Consider the following 17450-nt stretch of genomic DNA (forward strand, 5'->3'; position numbering starts at 1 on the left):
CCGCCCTTGATGTCCTGTAGGGCCAGTAGCCCCAGTAGCACCTGTGTTACCTTGAACACCTTGAGGTCCAGTAGCACCGGTAGCGCCTGTGTTACCTTGAGGCCCCTGAGGTCCGGTAGCACCCGCAGGTCCTTGAGCGCCTGTATTTCCGGTAGCGCCTGTGTTACCTTGAGGCCCCTGAGGTCCAGTAGCGCCCGTGTTACCTCGAGGTCCAGTGGCACCAGTAGCGCCTGCTGGTCCAGTAGGCCCAGTAGGTCCGGTAGGTCCTTGAATGAACGAAGCAGAATTAACTAGAGCAGTTTGTAATGCTGCTATTAATTTAAGAAGCTCTTGAAGTGTGCAAGGGTCAATTCGGAATAATTTTGTAATGTATAGTAAATAGTTAATGAGATTTTGAAGCTCAATAAATACAGCGCTTGCTACAAAGGTTGGATTTCTTAATATAGTTATTAAGTTTTTAATAATAGCTAACCCTTGTGCTTTCAGGGAGGAAGTAGCGTCTAGTGAACAAATAAATTTACTTAGTAGGTTCAATGTATCGATTAGATCTTCAATGTTTTGGGGAGATGGATTTGCGAAAAGTTTTGGGATTATTTTTGTTAAATCAATAATAATCGCACGAAATGTTCTAAGTTGAGCTTTAGTAATTGGGATTGATGGAGTATTTGGGATTCGTCCGGCGCTACTTGGAAAGCATGGTTTGGAGAATTTGTTTTGACTGTCGTTATAACGAGACATTAAATCTCTCCTTTCTCATGAAAATGTGAACGAAACTCATCATAGTAGATGCAGAAATTAGTTAAATGGTCATAGTAAAATCGTTTGTTTAAAGAAAAAATAGAAAAAACGCCTTACAATAAGGCGTTTTTTCTATTTTCTGCGTATTGATAATATCGCTTTAATGAAATTTTTGATTTGAATCCAGCGAGTTTTATAATTTCTGATTCAGGAGTTTCTTTTTTTATTAAGTTTAAAATATAGGTGTTACGAAAATGTTGTCCTGAAATTCCTTTACGTAAATTGGCTCTAGCCACTTCGAGGCGAATCATTTTTTGTATAGCAATTTCCGTTAATGCCTTTGGTGCATCATTTTCATATACCCACCTGTATGTTCCGCGGTTAAAATCAAATGCGACAAACAATGAATCATCACTATGATACTTAGGACGAACTGGTTCTGGGATACTTTTGTAATAATTATATAGTTGTTTTTTGTCTTCTTTTGCTAATGTAATTGTTCTTTCTACACCTGCGGTTGCTGGGATTGACAATGTGTTAGTTTCAAAGTGAACGTGATGCATTGTTAATGCTGTAAGTTCCTGTAAGGATAAACCGTAGTCGATCAATAGATTTAAAATAGCAATATTGCGATCCATTAATAAAGGGCGCACAGGAAGTTGTTTTTCTGAAAGTCCTTCTAATGAAGTGACTATATACTTTAATCTTTTTTCTTCATCAGGTGAAATGAAATCTTCGTTACGAAGTGTACGGTCTGGTTGAATAGATATTTCCATATTCTTCAATGGATTGGGAATGTTTAGAAAGTGATGCATTCTATTTAATACAGTAAATACACGATGCATCGTTTTTTCTGAGTAATGTCGATTCGTTTTTAAATCGGAAAAGTAATCTTCGTAGTCTTTTGTACAAAGTGTAGCCCATATATTACTGGAAGGGAGCTTTTTGTTTTTTTCTAACCAATGTCCGAAGTCTTCAACGTCATAAACATAACGTTTAATAGTTGAGGGTTTTCGGCCTTTATTCAATAAAAAAATAGAAAAGGCTTGTATTGTATCATGGAATTCCGTTGTCTCCATAGTCCCACCACCTTAATTATTTCTTATATTATAGCAAACTTTTCTGAAAATAGGCATTTACAAGGGGGACAGGAATAATAATATTTGGTGAGTGGATAAAGTGAAACTATAATCAGTGGGGATTTTGTTCATCCTCTGCGATTATTAGTTGAACCAATCGGGCATTTACGGGCGGTTATCTCCCGCTTAAATACCAAGCGTTTGCTGAATGTCGAGGTGGGAGTCTTACTGCCCGCAAATAGCGGGATAAAATGAGGTGATTGTATGGAACAATCGATGCGAAAGAAAAACAACAATCAAATTAATATTGTGTTAAACCATCGAAAGAAAATTTCTTTGCCAGCCACAGAAAATAAAACGGTAATTTCAAATGAAACTACAATTAAACATGAAATGCTGCAGAGAATTGAAGAAGAGATGGGGAAGCTTGTTGGGATGGATGATATAAAAAAGATAATAAAAGAAATATATGCTTGGATTTATGTGAATAAAAAAAGACAAGAGAAGGGATTGAAGTCTGAGAAGCAAGTACTTCATATGTTGTTTAAAGGGAATCCGGGTACAGGGAAGACAACTGTTGCTAGAATGATAGGGAAATTGCTGTTTGAGATGAATATTCTATCGAAAGGCCACTTGGTTGAAGCTGAACGTGCTGATCTTGTAGGAGAGTATATCGGCCATACAGCTCAAAAAACAAGAGACTTAATAAAAAAAGCAATGGGAGGTATTTTGTTTATTGATGAGGCTTATTCTTTAGCTCGAGGAGGAGAGAAGGACTTTGGAAAAGAAGCAATTGATACGCTTGTAAAACATATGGAAGATAAACAACATGGTTTTGTATTGATTTTAGCTGGATATTCAAGAGAGATGAATCACTTTCTTTCATTAAATCCAGGGCTGCAGTCTCGTTTTCCATTTATTATTGAATTTGCGGATTACTCGGTAAATCAGCTATTGGAAATTGGAAAGAGAATGTATGAAGATCGTGAATATCAGTTATCAAAAGAAGCTGAATGGAAATTTAGGGATCATTTACATGCGGTGAAGTATTCGTCGCAAATTACATCGTTTAGTAATGGGCGGTATGTACGGAATATTGTTGAAAAATCAATTCGTACACAGGCGATGCGGTTGTTGCAAGAAGATACGTATGATAAAAATGATTTAATTGGAATATCGAGTATGGATTTGATGCTCGAAGAGGAGACGCACAGTACATAAACTGTGCGTCTATTTTTGTGTATAAGTTCGTTTACTCTTTTTTTGCTTTTTCTTGGTGCGCTTTATGGAAGCGTTCCATTTTAGCGCTCTTTTCGTGTGCTGAATTAGGGTCGTGTCCAAATTGGTTTACTGAACTTTTTTGAGCTCCTTTATTAACGTGGTTTGTCATTTGTATTCACCTCACTTTAAAAATTAGTATAAACATTATATAAAGAAAAAATCGTTAGAAAAGAAAAACCTCTTTACGATATGTAAAGAGGTTAGATTGCTATTTATGCATTGAACGTTCTTTCGTTTCGATACGTCTGTGCGGTAAATGCCATTTGTAATGAATAGAAACCATGCGGAAGCAAACAATTAAAATGAATAAAATGTAAAGAGCCCAATCGCTAACAATAATTTGAGCGCCAATTAAGAAACCTGCTAAAATTGTCCAAAAGGCATATACTTCAGCTCGAAGAACGAGAGGTTTTCTGCGGGCTAAAAGGTCGCGAATGATACCGCCGCCGATACCAGTTAAAACAGCTGCCACGATTGTGGCGCTAATTGGTAAATTTAATTTTTGAGCATATAATGCTCCTTGTACAGCAAATGCTGATAAGCCGATAGCGTCAGTGATATTTTCCCACTTTTTCCAATGTCTAATTAACTTATTTGGAAAAAGAAAAATAATAGTCATTGATAAAAGTGCGATTTGGAATAACATGTCTTGTTGCCAAAACGCGACAATCGGATAACCGATTAATAAATTACGAAGGGCACCTCCCCCAAATGCGGTTGCCATTCCTAAAATATACACCCCGAAAATATCATAATCCTCTTCCATTGCAACAATGGCTCCGCTTAGTGCGAAAGCGATTGTGCCTATGATGCTAAAAATCTCCCATGCCATGAATTTTCTCCCCCGCTAACTAGATGAAATGTGCTTCCTCTGCTATTATATTAGAAGGTTTAAATTTCGAAAAGGATGAGTGAACATATTTGATGGAAGAAAAAGAAAAAGTCATATTAGTAGGCTGTCAATTGCCGCAAGATGATGATGAAAAATTTATGCATTCCATGAAAGAGCTTGCATCACTAGCTAAGACTGCGAGAGCGGAAGTGTTAGTTTCAACAACGCAAAAACGACCAAAGTTTCATCCGGCAACTTACATAGGTAAAGGGAAATTAGAAGAGCTTACAATGCTAACTGAAGAATTAGAGCCGGATGTTATTGTATTTAATAATGAATTAACGCCGAGTCAAATTCGGAATTTATCCTCAGTATTAGATGCGAGAGTAATTGATCGAACGCAACTAATACTAGATATTTTTGCGCAACGTGCGAAGTCGAGGGAAGGTAAGCTTCAAGTAGAATTAGCTCAGTTGCAATATACAATGCCACGTCTTATGGGTCAAGGGTTGTCCTTATCACGTCTTGGTGGTGGTATTGGAACGAGAGGACCGGGTGAGACGAAACTTGAGACGGATCGTCGTCATATTCGATCGCGTATTGATGAAATAAAGAAACAACTTGCAGTTGTTGTGGAACACCGAAAAAGATATCGTGAGAGAAGAAAAGACAATAAAGTATTTCAAGTTTCATTAATAGGCTATACAAATGCAGGGAAATCGACACTGTTTAATAGATTAACGGAAGCTAATACGTTTGAAGAAAACCTTCTGTTTGCAACACTAGACCCAACGACGAGGAAGATGCCGTTACCTTCTGGTTATACAGTATTACTAACTGATACTGTTGGTTTTATACAAGATTTACCCACTTCATTAATTGCTGCTTTTCGTTCAACACTGGAAGAAGCGGGGGAAGCAGATGTTATTTTACATGTAGTTGATTCTGCGGATCCTAACTACATAGGGCATGAAAGAACAGTAAAACGATTATTATCAGAACTTGAAATTAATCATATTCCTATTATTACGTTATATAATAAAAAAGATGAATTACATCAAAACTTTATTCCGTTTCCGAAAAGTGATTTCTTAATGACTAGTGCTTTTGAAGAAAGTGATTTATTGCGTATAAAAGAAGCGATAGAAATGAAAATGAAGAAAGAAATGGATCGTTATCGAGTAGAAATCCCTCCGAGTGAAGGTAAGTTATTAACGCTTTTAAAGACGGAAACGCTATTAGCAAAGATGGAGTTTCTGGAAGATAAATTTGTATATGATTGTGCAGGGTATATTTTTACTCATTCATCGCTTAATGTGCAATTAAAGAGATTTTTAGTGGAAGAAGGAGAAAATAAAAATGTTTGATCGTTTGAAAAATGGAGAAAAAATTGCTCCAATCGTAAAAGAAGTAGAGAGTCAGATTACAGAAGTACATAAACGTGCGGATGAAGTAATTGAAAGTAATCAGTTTCGTGTATTAGAAAGTTTTCGTAAACATAAAATTAGTGACTCGCATTTTATCCCGACGACAGGTTATGGTTATGATGATATTGGCCGTGATTCGTTAGAAAAAGTGTATGCTGATGTGTTTGGAGCGGAAGCTGGACTTGTTCGTCCGCAAATTATTTCAGGTACTCACGCTATTTCTACAGCGTTATTCGGTATTTTACGTCCAGGAGATGAGTTATTGTACATCACTGGAAAACCGTATGATACGTTAGAGGAAATCGTTGGCGTGCGTGGGAAAGGTGTAGGTTCATTTAAAGAATATAATATTGGTTACAATGCAGTTCCGCTAACTGAAGGTGGGCTTGTTGATTTTGAAGCTGTTGCAGCAGCGATTCATAGTAATACGAAAATGATCGGTATTCAGCGTTCGAAAGGTTATGCTACTCGTCCATCGTTTACTATTTCTCAAATTAAAGAGATGATCGCGTTTGTTAAAGAAATTAAACCTGATGTTGTTGTGTTTGTAGATAACTGTTATGGTGAGTTTATTGAAGAGCAAGAGCCGTGTCATGTTGGTGCAGATTTAATGGCGGGTTCGCTTATTAAAAACCCAGGCGGGGGAATTGTAAAAACTGGTGGTTACATTGTCGGTAAAGAACAGTATGTTGAAGCGTGTGCATATCGTTTAACATCTCCGGGAATTGGTGCGGAAGCTGGAGCGTCTTTATACAGTCTGCAAGAAATGTATCAAGGGTTCTTCTTAGCGCCACATGTTGCAGGACAAGCGCTGAAAGGTGCAATTTTTACAGCTGCGTTTTTAGAAAAGTTAGGAATGAACACGTCACCAGCGTGGAATGCACCAAGAACAGACTTAATTCAATCTGTTCAATTTGATGATAAAGACCGTATGATTGCCTTCTGCCAAGCGATTCAATATGCATCTCCAATTAATTCGCATTTTACTCCGTATGCAAACTATATGCCAGGTTATGAAGATGATGTAATTATGGCGGCGGGAACATTTATTCAAGGTGCAAGTATTGAATTGTCTGCTGATGGTCCGATTAGACCACCGTATGTTGCATATGTGCAAGGTGGATTAACGTATTCGCATGTTAAAATTGCGATTTGTTCTGCGATTGATGAATTGATTGAAAAGAATTTATTAACAATTTCTTAAAGGGGAGCTGTCGATATCGGCAGCTTTTTTCGTATAAAAGTAACGATTTATGCGATTAGAAAAAAGAATGAAAAAATTTATAAAAAATCATGTAAGAAAAGCTAACATCTATTGACACTAAACATAACATGTTATAAAATGAGAAGCAGTTAAGGCGAAGGAGGAACTGAAAAATGAAAGAAGATAGACGTTCTGCCCCGCTGTTTCCAATTGGTATTGTTATGGATTTAACACAATTGTCTGCACGTCAAATTCGCTACTATGAAGAGCATAATCTTGTTTCTCCAACCCGTACAAAGGGGAATCGTAGATTATTTTCATTTAACGATGTAGATAAGTTGTTAGAGATTAAAGATTTGTTAGATCAAGGCTTGAATATGGCTGGTATTAAGCAAGTGTTACTAATGAAAGAAAATCAAACAGAAGCAGTGAAAGTAAAAGAAGAAACAAAAGAAATTTCAAAAACTGAGCTTCGCAAAATACTTCGAGATGAACTACAACATACAGGTAGATTCAATCGAACTTCATTGCGACAAGGTGACATTTCAAGATTTTTTCACTAAAGATAACTGATTCTGAAGGCGATTAGAGGGACTAAGGAGGAATTTATAATGTCTAGATACACAAAAGAAGATATTTTCCGTTTGGCGAAAGAAGAGAATGTAAAGTATATCCGTTTACAATTTACGGACCTTTTAGGGGTAATTAAAAACGTAGAGATTCCAGTGAGACAATTAACGAAAGCTCTTGATAACAAAATGATGTTTGATGGATCTTCGATTGAAGGTTTCGTACGTATTGAAGAATCTGATATGTATTTATATCCTGATTTAGACACTTGGGTAATTTTCCCTTGGACAGCTGAAAAAGGTAAAGTAGCTCGACTAATCTGTGATATTTACAATGCAGATGGCACTCCATTTGATGGAGACCCACGTAACAACTTAAAACGTGTGTTAAAAGAAATGGAAGCTTTAGGATTTTCAGACTTCAATCTTGGACCAGAGCCAGAATTCTTCCTATTTAAGGTTGATGAAAAAGGAAATCCAACATTAGAATTAAACGATAACGGTGGATACTTCGACCTTGCGCCGATGGATCTAGGGGAAAACTGTCGTCGTGATATCGTTCTTGAACTTGAAGAAATGGGATTTGAAATTGAAGCATCTCACCATGAGGTTGCTCCAGGGCAGCATGAAATTGACTTTAAATATGCAAATGCAATTCGCTCATGTGATGACATTCAAACATTCAAACTTGTTGTAAAAACAATTGCTCGTAAACATGGTTTACACGCAACATTTATGCCGAAACCACTATACGGTGTGAACGGTTCAGGTATGCACTGTAACTTATCATTATTTAAAAATGGTGAGAACGTATTCTTTGATGCAAACGGTGACTTACAACTAAGTGATGATGCTCGTCACTTCATCGCAGGTATTTTAAAACATGCACCAGCATTTACAGCGATAGCAAATCCAACTGTAAACTCATATAAACGTCTAGTACCTGGATATGAAGCGCCTTGTTACGTAGCATGGTCTGCACAAAACCGTAGCCCGTTAGTACGTATCCCTGCATCTCGTGGTATTAGTACACGCGTAGAAGTACGTAGTGTTGACCCAGCTGCAAACCCATATTTAGTAATGGCTACATTATTAGCTGCAGGTCTTGATGGAATTAAAAACAAATTAACTCCACCAGCTGCAGTAGACCGTAACATCTATGTAATGACAAAAGAAGAGCGCGAAGAAGCAGGTATCGTTGACTTACCAGCAACATTAGCGCAAGCGTTAGTTACATTACAATCTAATGAAGTAGTATGCGGTGCACTAGGAGAACACTTACTTGAGCACTTCATCGAAGCGAAAGAGATTGAGTGGGATATCTTTAGAACACAAGTTCACCAATGGGAACGCGATCAATATATGTCTCTATACTAAGAGGCTTGAACCCTTGATACAACTCGTATCAAGGGTTTTTTAATTCCCTATTATTACAATTTTATATGGTTGCAAAATGAAAAGCAGCCACATAAAAGCCAATAATTAATAACAAGTAGTGATATCATAGAAAAATATTATCAGATAAATGTAAGTTTTATATAATTTGTGAAATGAAAAAGCCTTGATACTACGGTATCAGGGCTTTTTTAGTGAAGTTATTGGATATGTTAACTACTAGATAATGGATTGTTTTTGTTTATTTTGAATCATGTTACTAAGAAAATCTTTTCGAAAGAATTGATCTTATCTTTTTTTTAAATCACTTGTGCTATGACTTAATAATTCTTTACTGCCTGTACAACGCGACCAATGATTTTTACATCTTCAGCTGAAAGATCGTAAGTTTTTGGTTCGTGGATAGGGTCATTACTCAATGGTATTAAAGTAATGATGCTTCCAGATTTTGAAATCTTTTTCACGGTAGCATCATAACCATTGACTTTTACAACAGCAATTTGTCCGTTTTCAACATAAGGAGTTTCCTCTACTAAAACATAAGAACCATCAGGGAATTCGAGATTCATGCTAGTGCCTTTTACAGTAAGGTAAAAATACTTTTTACGCTTGTTTAAAAATGTACTTAGCATTGGTAAATAGCCTTCGATATTTTCTTCAGCGAATATAGGTGTACCAGCTGCTACAGAACCAATGATAGGAATATGAATAATATTTGATTGATCGTTTTGGATGGTTTCATAAATAGAAACTTCTTCTTTAACAGTATTGTCCTCTTGGGTTGCGAGTTTTTCTAAATCATCAGTAGTGATTCCTAATCCCTTACAAACTTTTATTACATTATCAACAGATGCTTTACCAATCCCTCTTGATAACATGGATTGCAGTGTTGTGGGGGGGAGACCTATTTTTTCGGCGAAGGCTCTTTTGCTATAGCCAGCTTCTTTTATTAAGCGTGTTACAACCTCTGCTTTTTTCATTACTTTCACCATCTTTCGTATTAAAATGTATACGATATTGCGTATTTCTGTATATATCATAACCTAACTGAATTTGTTAGTAAATAGAAATGTATACGAAATTGAGTATTTAAATACGTTTTTTTTGTTGACTAAATACGAAATTGAGTTTATATTTAAATGGAAATGAACGCAATATCGTACATAAAATAGGTGGTGAGTTGATGTATCCGAATTTGCGTGCAGAGATGGCGAGAAAAAGAATTATGATTACACAAATTTCTTCGCATCTGAAACTTCGCCACGCAACAGTGAGCGACAAAATAAATGGTAAATTTCGTTTTTATTATGATGAAGCTTTTGAAATTAAGAAAACTTTTTTTCCAGAACATAATTTGGAATATCTTTTTGAATTTGAAGAAAACGAAGCGAATTGAAATCGGAGGAGAATTGCTTAAAATGGATAACTGAATTATTGAATAATGACTTAATAAAAGGGTTTATATTATAGTATTTATATTAAATTTCGATAATTAGTTAATCTGTAAAAAGAAAGCAACGAATTATGCGTAGTGCGAAATTATCTCAATACAATAAAGATAGTTCAAAATTAGTAGTGAGGAGGAGATGAGGATGGGGCAATTAACTGACTCATCAGTACATAGTTCATTAGTATTTGAAGTTAATGGCAAAGTAGTAACGGATAGTTTGGTAATTGCAAAGATATTCAAAAAAGATCACTTCGACGTTTTGAAGGAAGTTCGAAAACAAATTGTATATGTAGATGAAGAGTTTGGAGGAGAAAATTTTCACGAGTCCACTTATGTTAATTCAAAGAACAGGTGGATCCCTAAATATGATTTAACAGAAGAAGCATTCACGTTACTTGTTATGGGATATACCACTAGAGAAGCGGTTGGAATGAAAATTAAATTTATGAAAGAGTTCAAACGAATGAAGCAGTATATACAAAATCAACAAAATGTGCCAAAGGATCCAATGGGGGTTTTAAAGTTAACATTTGCTGCGTTAGAAGGGCATACTCAGGAGATACAAGAGATTAAGTCTGAGGTGAAGGAATTGCGAGAAAATACGCCGCTTTATGCTATTGAGTGTGAAGAGATAATAAGGGCTGTAAAGAGGTTAGGTGTTATGTTATTGGGAGGTAAAAATTCAAATTCTTATCAGGATATCGGCCTTAGAAGAAAGTTATATAGAGATATTTATAGTCAGTTACATCGGGAATTTGGTGTGAATAGTTATAAAGCTATTAAACGTTATCATTTGGATAGAGCGATACAAATTATTAATGAAGAATATTCAATTCCAACTGTTTTAAATGAAGAAATTACAGTTAAAAACTCACAAATAAATATGGCAGAAATTCAGTAGGAGGAAAGAACATGCAAAGAAAGATTTTAGTCATTACTAGCAGTTTAGCAGGACTACCAACTGTCAGTGAATTTAAAACAAAAGAAGATGCAAAAGAGCAGGTTAGAAAGCTTATTCAAAAAGGAGTGAGTCAAAATGTGATTCGTATAACACAAGAAATTCCTATGAATATCGAAATTCAAGTGGATGTTGAATTTGAGGAATAAGAGAGGTTTAGGAGAAAATTGATACGGATAGCATAATTGTTTTGAATGAATGTATAAGAAAAGAATCCGTTGCAGCGGATTCTATAAGAAAAAATATCTCTAGATAAGTATACCATTGAATACCGTTTTTGAGAATTTATGAGGTGGCTAGTATGGGAATTATTCGAGTGAAAAAAGATAGTAATTATTCCGTTATAAATAATACTGGTTTAAAAGATGAAAGGTTGTCTTGGAAAGCGAAAGGAATCTTAGCCTATGCGCTTACATTACCAGACGATTGGACTTTTCATATTAGCGAATTAGCTCGACATGCTAAGGATGGAGAAGATTCGCTCCGTACAGGTTTTAAGGAATTAAAAGAATTAGGTTATGTAAAACGTTATCCTGTTCGTGATGGGAATACCAAAAAAATTACAAGGTGGGATACGGAAATTTACGAAACGCCACAAAGGAACATGCCACAAGTGGAAAACCAAGATGTGGTAAAGCCATATGAGGAAAATCAAGCACTACTAAATACTAATAGAATAACTACTAATAAACGAAATACTAATATACAAAATACTAATCATTATGATGATATTGATAAATTAGATTCTTGTGTATCCAGCAATGAGAAGGTTAAAGTAAGTTGCAACTTTATTAAGGGGACGGGCATTCCGTTAAGTGAAATTGCAATTGCAGAGTTGGGGGATTTTTGTAATTTGTTTAGTGATGAATTAATTCAGCATGCAATTAATAAAGCCGTTGATGAGAATGCACCAAGATGGAACTACATTAAGGCTATATTGAGGAATTGGAAGGAGCAAGAAGTTAAAACATTAGTTGATGTGGCCATACTAGATAGACGTTTCGAAATGAGCAAGAAAAAGAAATATAATGGGATAGGTAGGAAGTATTCAAATAGAAAAGAGATTGTACCTGATTGGTTATACAAAGATGATGAATCAACAAATCAAGAAGAGGAAAGAAAAATCGTGCAATCTACTGATGAAGAGCGTGAGAGATTACAAGAAGTGTTAAATAAATATAAGTCATAAGAAAAAACGTTAGATGATTTTGTTATTTTGAAATATATTACCTTAATAAAAAATAATACATTTATATTCTTTAAAGATTCCCGATGCATAGTGAACAGTATTATAAAGATATTAGTGAATGTTTGGATCAAGTATGAACCATTTGTAATTTCAGTTTATTTCTTAAAGTTCTATGGGAACTGTTAGAAGTTTTTTCAAAAGGATTCAGGAATTAATTACAATATCTGAATTCTAAAGATGTAAGGAACTTATCAATAGAGGGTAAAAAAATGTTAGGAAAGGGTTGTGTTTATAAAATGAAAGATAATTTACAAGTAATAAAGATTGAAAAAGTTAATAAGCATATTCATTCTATTAAATTAGTATTAAGAGACTTTGTAAAAAGAACGGAAGTGGGTGAATCGGTAAGTGTTCGAATGGCTCAAAGATTATAAGAAGTTAGAAGAAGAAATTACTTATTTAGAATACAACTTAGATAAATCAAAAGCCGAATTGAAGCGTTGGATTAGTGGTGATTTGCAAAATGTACGATTAAACGCTGAATCGGAAGGGGCTAAGGTAGAAGGACGAATTGAAGTAATTGAATATGAATTAGCTTATAAGATGAATGAAGAGTATGATTTAAAGCTTTTAATTAATAAGTTTACAGGACTGGATCATCAAATACTTAAAATGAAATATGTTGATGGAATGACTTTAGAACAAATAGCGTTTGAATTACATTATAGTACAGGCTATATCCGCCGAAAACATGCTGAAATAAGAAAGATTGTCAAGTTTTTAGATGGGTTTTAATGTTACCTTTTTGTAGGATACATGCAGTGTACAGAAAGTATTGAAAAAGTGATTTATAGTAGTAATATAAGATTTCGACGAAAGGGCAACTATTTTTATGGTTGCTCTTTTTGTTGTGAAAGAAGGTGAGTAACATGAAGTGATTTTATAGATAAATGGGCATTTGGCTTCCGGTTATATTTAGTAAAGTAGTAGGTTTACAGGCGAAAATAATAGCAAATAAGGAGATGTTTAATGATGAATTTATTAGCTGCTTCAGTCAAAACAAAGAATTTGCCACAACAAGTGTTACGTTGGCAATCAATGGTAGAAAGTGAATGTTCCGCACAAGGAGTACCTGAGTTAGTTCCTTACGTACTTGGAATTATTATGGTGGAAAGTGGAGGGAACTCTGAAACAACCCCCGATATTATGCAGTCCAGTGAATCACAAGGTTGGCCAATGAATACAATTAAAAATCCTAAGGATTCAATTTATTACGGAGTAAAGCATTTAAAGGGAGCTTTTGATGATGCAAAGAAAAATGGTATTACAGATTTAAGTGCCATTGTTCAATCGTATAATTTTGGACGAGCTTACCTTCGCTGGTTAGCTTCTAACAATAAACAGCATTCATTACCGGTAGCAGATTTGTATTCTAAAACAGTTGTTGCTCCATCACTCGGAAATACAACTGGTGCTATGGTGAAATATAGTCACCCTATCGCTGTTGCCTACAATGGTGGTTATCGATATAAAAATGGGGGGAATTTCTTCTACTCTGAAATTGTTAAGCAATATGTTGATTTTAACGGAGGAACTGATGGTGGTGACAATAAACCGTTACAACCAAAAGGACTAGGAATCGCAACGTCTAAATACCCAGAAGGATCGGGTATCAATTTATATAGTGGCCCTGGAAAAGATGCTTGGTTCACAGGTCATGTCATTAATACAAAAATGCCATATTTAATTATAGATGCTGCTTGGTATGGTGGGAATGAAAATATGTTGTGCCTAGGTTGGGAAGCATGGGCGAAAGAAGAACACTTTGAAGTAGAGTGGTTCCATGCTTATTCAAAATATCCAGCAGGTTATGGTATTAACACATATGATGGTCCAAATGGAAATTATAAAGGAAATGTAGATGGATCTTATCCATATGGCGTTTTTGCGAGAAAAGATGGCTATATCGATATTGGACAAAATACATGGGTAAAAGAAGAACATTTTAATGTAAGGTAATAACAAAGGGTTTCTTATTCTGCGATTATAAATATTAAATTTAAATATAAAGAAAAAATGTTATGAAAGGGTGCTTTTTTAAGTGCCTTTTTATATCACTTATAAATAGGAAGGAAGATTATTATGGCGAAATTTATTTATCCAACCGATACAACGAGAGTAACAAGTGGTTTTAGGGGGAGTAGACCAGATCATCATGGGATAGATCTGGCTGAATCGGGTTATCATCCGATTTATGCAGCGGCTAGCGGACGAGTTAGTCGTTCTTATGTTTCATCTAGTTATGGTGAATGTATTATGATTGTGCACACTATTGATGGGGGTACATGGGAAACAGTATATGCTCATATGCGTAGCGGTTCTCGAACGGTGAAAGAAGGTGATTATGTTACGCAAGGACAAACTATTGGAGTTATGGGTAGCACGGGAGAAGTTACTGGTCAACATCTACATTTTGAATTGCATAAAGGGTCTTGGAACGTTAATAAGAGTAATGCTGTGAATCCATTAGATTACTTAGGAAAAGGAGACGGTGGTGGTACAACAGATCCTTCTAATAAACCACTACAACCAAAAGGGCTAGGTATCGCAACGTCTAAATACCTAGAAGGATCGGGTATCAATTTATATAGTGGCCCTGGAAAAGATGCCTGGTTCACAGGTCATGTCATTAATACAAAAATGCCATATTTAATTATAGATGCTGCTTGGTATGGTGGGAATGAAAATATGTTGTGCCTAGGTTGGGAAGCATGGGCAAAAGAAGAACACTTTGAAGTAGAGTGGTTCCATGCTTATTCAAAATATCCAGCAGGTTATGGTATTAACACATATGATGGTCCAAATGGAAATTATAAAGGAAATGTAGATGGATCTTATCCATATGGGATTTTTGCAAGAAAAGATGGTTATATCGATATTGGACAAAATACATGGGTAAAAGAAGAACATTTTAATGTGAGATAAGGATATTAGAGTAGGGTCACTCGTGTGATTCTTTTTAATTTTTGAAAAGGAGATGAGAACGATGGAAGAACAAATCTTCAATTCAATGATTCAACAAGGAGCATTCGCAGCTTTATTTGTGTGGATGCTGTTTACTACGCAAAAAAAGAATGAACAGCGCGAAGAACAATATCAAAAAGTTATTGAAAAAAATCAACAGGTCATTGAAGAACAAGCAAAAGCATTTAGTTCGTTGTCAAAGGATTTATCAGATGTTAAGCAAAAAATATTGGGAAACGGGGATGAGAAATAAAATATGATATTAAATTATTTGTCGCGTATGTAGGTTCTCAAATAGAAATTCAATTAATATATAATAATGAGAAAAAGCCCTAATACCGATAAGTATTGGGGCTTTTTCTCATTAGCTATAGTGAATAAGGTTGTGGTGGATTCTTCAAGAGGAAAGAGTGAATGAAGTCTAATATTTAATGTAAATGAAATGAAACCTTGAAGGATGCTTAGTTATAACACAGTCTTATTCAGGGATTCGTTAGTTCGCTTTCTAAATTTAGGGAATAAATATAGCTTAGTACCTTGCAATAAATAATACTAAGTGGTATATTATGGATAAATCAGGTACCGTGTATTGAACAGTACTGAGATAGGGAAGGAGGATGGCACTTGAACGTTCAGTTTAAAAAAGGTGTGCTTGAACTTTGTGTATTAGCACTTGTAAAACGTAAAGATAGTTACGGTTATGAACTTGTTCAGCAAATCTCTAATAAATTTTTAATATCGGAAGGGTCAGTATACCCTTTGTTACGTCGTTTGACGAAAGAAGGGTATTTTCAAACGTATTTAAAGGAATCTACGGAAGGGCCACCTCGTAAATATTATCAATTAACAGAACAAGGGGAGACGCAATTTCATTTGTTAGTAACAGAATGGCGTGATTTTGCGAAAGGGGTACAAGAAATTATTGAAGGGGTGGAATGGGATGAGTAAAGAAGGGTTTCTTAAAGAATTATCAAGTTATCTTAGAAAGTTACCAGAGGAAGAGAGGCAAGATATTTTATTGGATTATGAAGAGCACTTTCAGTTTGGACTAGAAGAGGGGAAAACTGAATCAGAAATAATACAGGGCCTTGGTTCTCCGAAAGTAATCGCAAAAGAATTACTTGCGATGTATCGCTTCGATGAAATGAAAAAAAATCCATCGACTTCAAATGTGACAAGAGCTGTTATGGCAGCGATTGGACTTAGTTTGTTTAATTTTATTATTGTGTTAGGCCCGTTAGTCGCAATTATTGCTTTTATATTTTCTTTTTGGATTGGTGGTATTGCTAGTGTAGTAACACCATTTTTCGTTATTGGAAAAGTATTTATGGGTACTTTTATATGGTTGGATCTTTTCGTTAGTATAACGTTTGTTGGAGTAGGTTTGTTGTTATGTATTATCGCTTTTTATAGTACAAAGTGGTTTAAGAGATTGTGTGTACGATACGTAATATGGAACTTCAAAATGATAAAAGGAGAGTAAATGATGAAAAAACTATTTTTAATCGCTATCGCTTGTATCATTATTGGAGTAATAGGAATTTCCCAAACATATGAAAAAGCAGTACAAACTGCTGAAAAAGGCGATAAAGAAGATGTAATTAAAAACGAAACATTAAAAAATATAGAAGTTAAGTTAGATGCCGGAGATATTGTTATCCAAAAATCTCCTGACTCTTCTTTTTATGTAAAGCAATCAGGAGATGTACGTAAACAAGTGATTCGTATTGCAGAAGATGGTGACACATTAAAAATTATTGGGGAAAGAGAAAAAGGTGCTTCATTTGATTTTTCTTTTTACGATTTTAGGTTCCAAACGTCTAAATTGACTCTCCTTGTGCCCGAACGCTCTTATCAAGATGTAAAAGTAAATTCATCTGCTGGACAAATCGAAATGAGTGATGTGAAAAGTGATAGTGTAAGTGTTAGAACACTTGCTGGAGAAGTAGAGCTGAAACAAGTAACGTCTAAGAATGTGGAGGGATCTACAAAAGCTGGTGAGGTGAACTTTAAAAAAGTAATAGGGAAAGTGACCGCAAAAACAACAAGTGGGGAAATAAATATTCAAGATCATGATTCTAAGTATAATCTAGAAGCAAGTTCAACTGCGGGAGATATAGATATTACTTTATCGGAAAAACCACAAGATGCGGTAATTACTGGGCAAAGTGCTGCCGGAGATGTAACAATTTTTAATGAAGAAAATAATAACGTAACAATTGGAAATGGTAGTAAAAAGATTAGCGGTAAAACGGCTGCTGGAGATGTCACGATTGAAACTCGTTAATAAGAAATAGAGTGCAT

22 protein-coding genes are annotated in these 17450 nt (G+C 35.2%); 17 read left to right on the forward strand and 5 right to left on the reverse strand.

Features of this window, described 5'->3' with window-relative positions:
* Together MR160_RS20910 and MR160_RS20915 are read right to left on the reverse strand one after the other, a co-directional pair.
* Positions 1-738 (reverse strand): collagen-like repeat preface domain-containing protein (locus tag MR160_RS20910; RefSeq protein ID WP_242297988.1); only part of this gene is annotated, 738 nt, incomplete at its 3' end.
* A 113-nt stretch (positions 739-851) separates the two neighbouring features.
* Positions 852-1817 carry a tyrosine-type recombinase/integrase gene (locus tag MR160_RS20915; RefSeq protein ID WP_000450330.1) on the reverse strand — a complete coding sequence of 322 codons (966 nt, stop codon included), beginning with the start codon at positions 1815-1817 and terminating at the stop codon, positions 852-854.
* Between the two features lie 264 nt (positions 1818-2081).
* On the opposite strand from MR160_RS20915, the gene spoVK reads away from it, so the two are divergent.
* Positions 2082-3038, forward strand: a complete 957-nt coding sequence (spoVK, locus tag MR160_RS20920; RefSeq protein WP_000438196.1) for a stage V sporulation protein K — start codon at positions 2082-2084, stop codon at positions 3036-3038.
* A gap of 31 nt (positions 3039-3069) precedes the next feature.
* Here spoVK and MR160_RS20925 read toward each other — a convergent pair whose 3' ends face one another.
* Together MR160_RS20925 and MR160_RS20930 are read right to left on the reverse strand one after the other, a co-directional pair.
* On the reverse strand, positions 3070-3207 hold the full coding sequence (locus tag MR160_RS20925; RefSeq protein WP_000181505.1) for a hypothetical protein: 138 nt from the start codon (positions 3205-3207) through the stop codon (positions 3070-3072).
* A gap of 99 nt (positions 3208-3306) precedes the next feature.
* On the reverse strand, positions 3307-3930 hold the full coding sequence (locus tag MR160_RS20930) for a trimeric intracellular cation channel family protein (RefSeq protein WP_000312267.1): 624 nt from the start codon (positions 3928-3930) through the stop codon (positions 3307-3309).
* A 92-nt stretch (positions 3931-4022) separates the two neighbouring features.
* On the opposite strand from MR160_RS20930, the gene hflX reads away from it, so the two are divergent.
* The 4 genes from hflX (at position 4023) to glnA (ending at position 8507) form a co-directional block, all read left to right on the forward strand.
* A complete protein-coding gene (hflX, locus tag MR160_RS20935; RefSeq protein ID WP_000391414.1) occupies positions 4023-5297 on the forward strand; it encodes a GTPase HflX in 1275 nt (424 codons plus the stop codon).
* Positions 5290-6561: a methionine gamma-lyase family protein gene (locus tag MR160_RS20940; RefSeq protein WP_000460287.1), complete on the forward strand. Its 1272-nt coding sequence runs from the start codon at positions 5290-5292 to the stop codon at positions 6559-6561. The genes hflX and MR160_RS20940 overlap by 8 nt, the downstream gene beginning before the upstream one ends.
* A 173-nt stretch (positions 6562-6734) precedes the next feature.
* Positions 6735-7124, forward strand: a complete 390-nt coding sequence (gene glnR, locus MR160_RS20945) for a transcriptional repressor GlnR (protein ID WP_000656783.1) — start codon at positions 6735-6737, stop codon at positions 7122-7124.
* Between the two features lie 48 nt (positions 7125-7172).
* Entirely contained in the window at positions 7173-8507 is a 1335-nt protein-coding gene (gene glnA, locus MR160_RS20950) for a type I glutamate--ammonia ligase (RefSeq protein WP_000092763.1), read from the forward strand.
* Positions 8508-8845: 338 nt separating this feature from the next.
* Here the strand turns inward: glnA and MR160_RS20955 are convergent, their stop codons facing one another.
* Complete coding sequence (locus tag MR160_RS20955; RefSeq protein WP_000708856.1) at positions 8846-9505, reverse strand: LexA family protein; 660 nt, start codon at positions 9503-9505, stop codon at positions 8846-8848.
* A 203-nt stretch (positions 9506-9708) separates the two neighbouring features.
* On the opposite strand from MR160_RS20955, the gene MR160_RS20960 reads away from it, so the two are divergent.
* From MR160_RS20960 to MR160_RS21015, 12 genes are all read left to right on the forward strand, one after another.
* Positions 9709-9921 (forward strand): hypothetical protein, encoded by a 213-nt coding sequence (locus tag MR160_RS20960; protein WP_000283430.1) that lies wholly within the window; start codon positions 9709-9711, stop codon positions 9919-9921.
* Positions 9922-10117: 196 nt separating this feature from the next.
* Positions 10118-10876, forward strand: coding sequence for a phage regulatory protein (locus MR160_RS20965; protein WP_000531298.1), 759 nt, complete (start codon positions 10118-10120; stop codon positions 10874-10876).
* An 11-nt stretch (positions 10877-10887) separates the two neighbouring features.
* Positions 10888-11082, forward strand: a complete 195-nt coding sequence (locus MR160_RS20970) for a hypothetical protein (RefSeq protein ID WP_001189066.1) — start codon at positions 10888-10890, stop codon at positions 11080-11082.
* Positions 11083-11234: 152 nt separating this feature from the next.
* Complete coding sequence (locus MR160_RS20975) at positions 11235-12122, forward strand: DnaD domain protein (RefSeq protein ID WP_000511422.1); 888 nt, start codon at positions 11235-11237, stop codon at positions 12120-12122.
* Between the two features lie 269 nt (positions 12123-12391).
* Positions 12392-12556, forward strand: a complete 165-nt coding sequence (locus MR160_RS20980) for a hypothetical protein (protein WP_000900737.1) — start codon at positions 12392-12394, stop codon at positions 12554-12556.
* Positions 12531-12917 carry a hypothetical protein gene (locus MR160_RS20985; RefSeq protein ID WP_000464432.1) on the forward strand — a complete coding sequence of 129 codons (387 nt, stop codon included), beginning with the start codon at positions 12531-12533 and terminating at the stop codon, positions 12915-12917. The genes MR160_RS20980 and MR160_RS20985 overlap by 26 nt, the downstream gene beginning before the upstream one ends.
* Before the next feature lie 237 nt (positions 12918-13154).
* Positions 13155-14141 carry a lysozyme family protein gene (locus MR160_RS20990; protein WP_033668930.1) on the forward strand — a complete coding sequence of 329 codons (987 nt, stop codon included), beginning with the start codon at positions 13155-13157 and terminating at the stop codon, positions 14139-14141.
* 123 nt (positions 14142-14264) lie between these two features.
* The gene (locus MR160_RS20995) at positions 14265-15107 is read left to right on the forward strand and encodes a M23 family metallopeptidase (protein WP_242297990.1); all 843 of its coding nucleotides are present in this window, start codon (positions 14265-14267) and stop codon (positions 15105-15107) included.
* A 61-nt stretch (positions 15108-15168) separates the two neighbouring features.
* On the forward strand, positions 15169-15399 hold the full coding sequence (locus MR160_RS21000; protein WP_000392443.1) for a BhlA/UviB family holin-like peptide: 231 nt from the start codon (positions 15169-15171) through the stop codon (positions 15397-15399).
* Between the two features lie 371 nt (positions 15400-15770).
* Positions 15771-16094: a PadR family transcriptional regulator gene (locus tag MR160_RS21005; protein ID WP_001102628.1), complete on the forward strand. Its 324-nt coding sequence runs from the start codon at positions 15771-15773 to the stop codon at positions 16092-16094.
* On the forward strand, positions 16087-16629 hold the full coding sequence (locus MR160_RS21010) for a DUF1700 domain-containing protein (RefSeq protein ID WP_000031383.1): 543 nt from the start codon (positions 16087-16089) through the stop codon (positions 16627-16629). The genes MR160_RS21005 and MR160_RS21010 overlap by 8 nt, the downstream gene beginning before the upstream one ends.
* A complete protein-coding gene (locus MR160_RS21015; protein WP_000976234.1) occupies positions 16630-17433 on the forward strand; it encodes a DUF4097 family beta strand repeat-containing protein in 804 nt (267 codons plus the stop codon). It abuts the gene before it with no gap.
* Positions 17434-17450 lie beyond the last annotated feature (17 nt).

The sequence above is a fragment of the Bacillus cereus group sp. BfR-BA-01382 genome, assembly GCF_022663475.1.
Lineage (GTDB): Bacteria > Bacillota > Bacilli > Bacillales > Bacillaceae_G > Bacillus_A > Bacillus_A thuringiensis_S.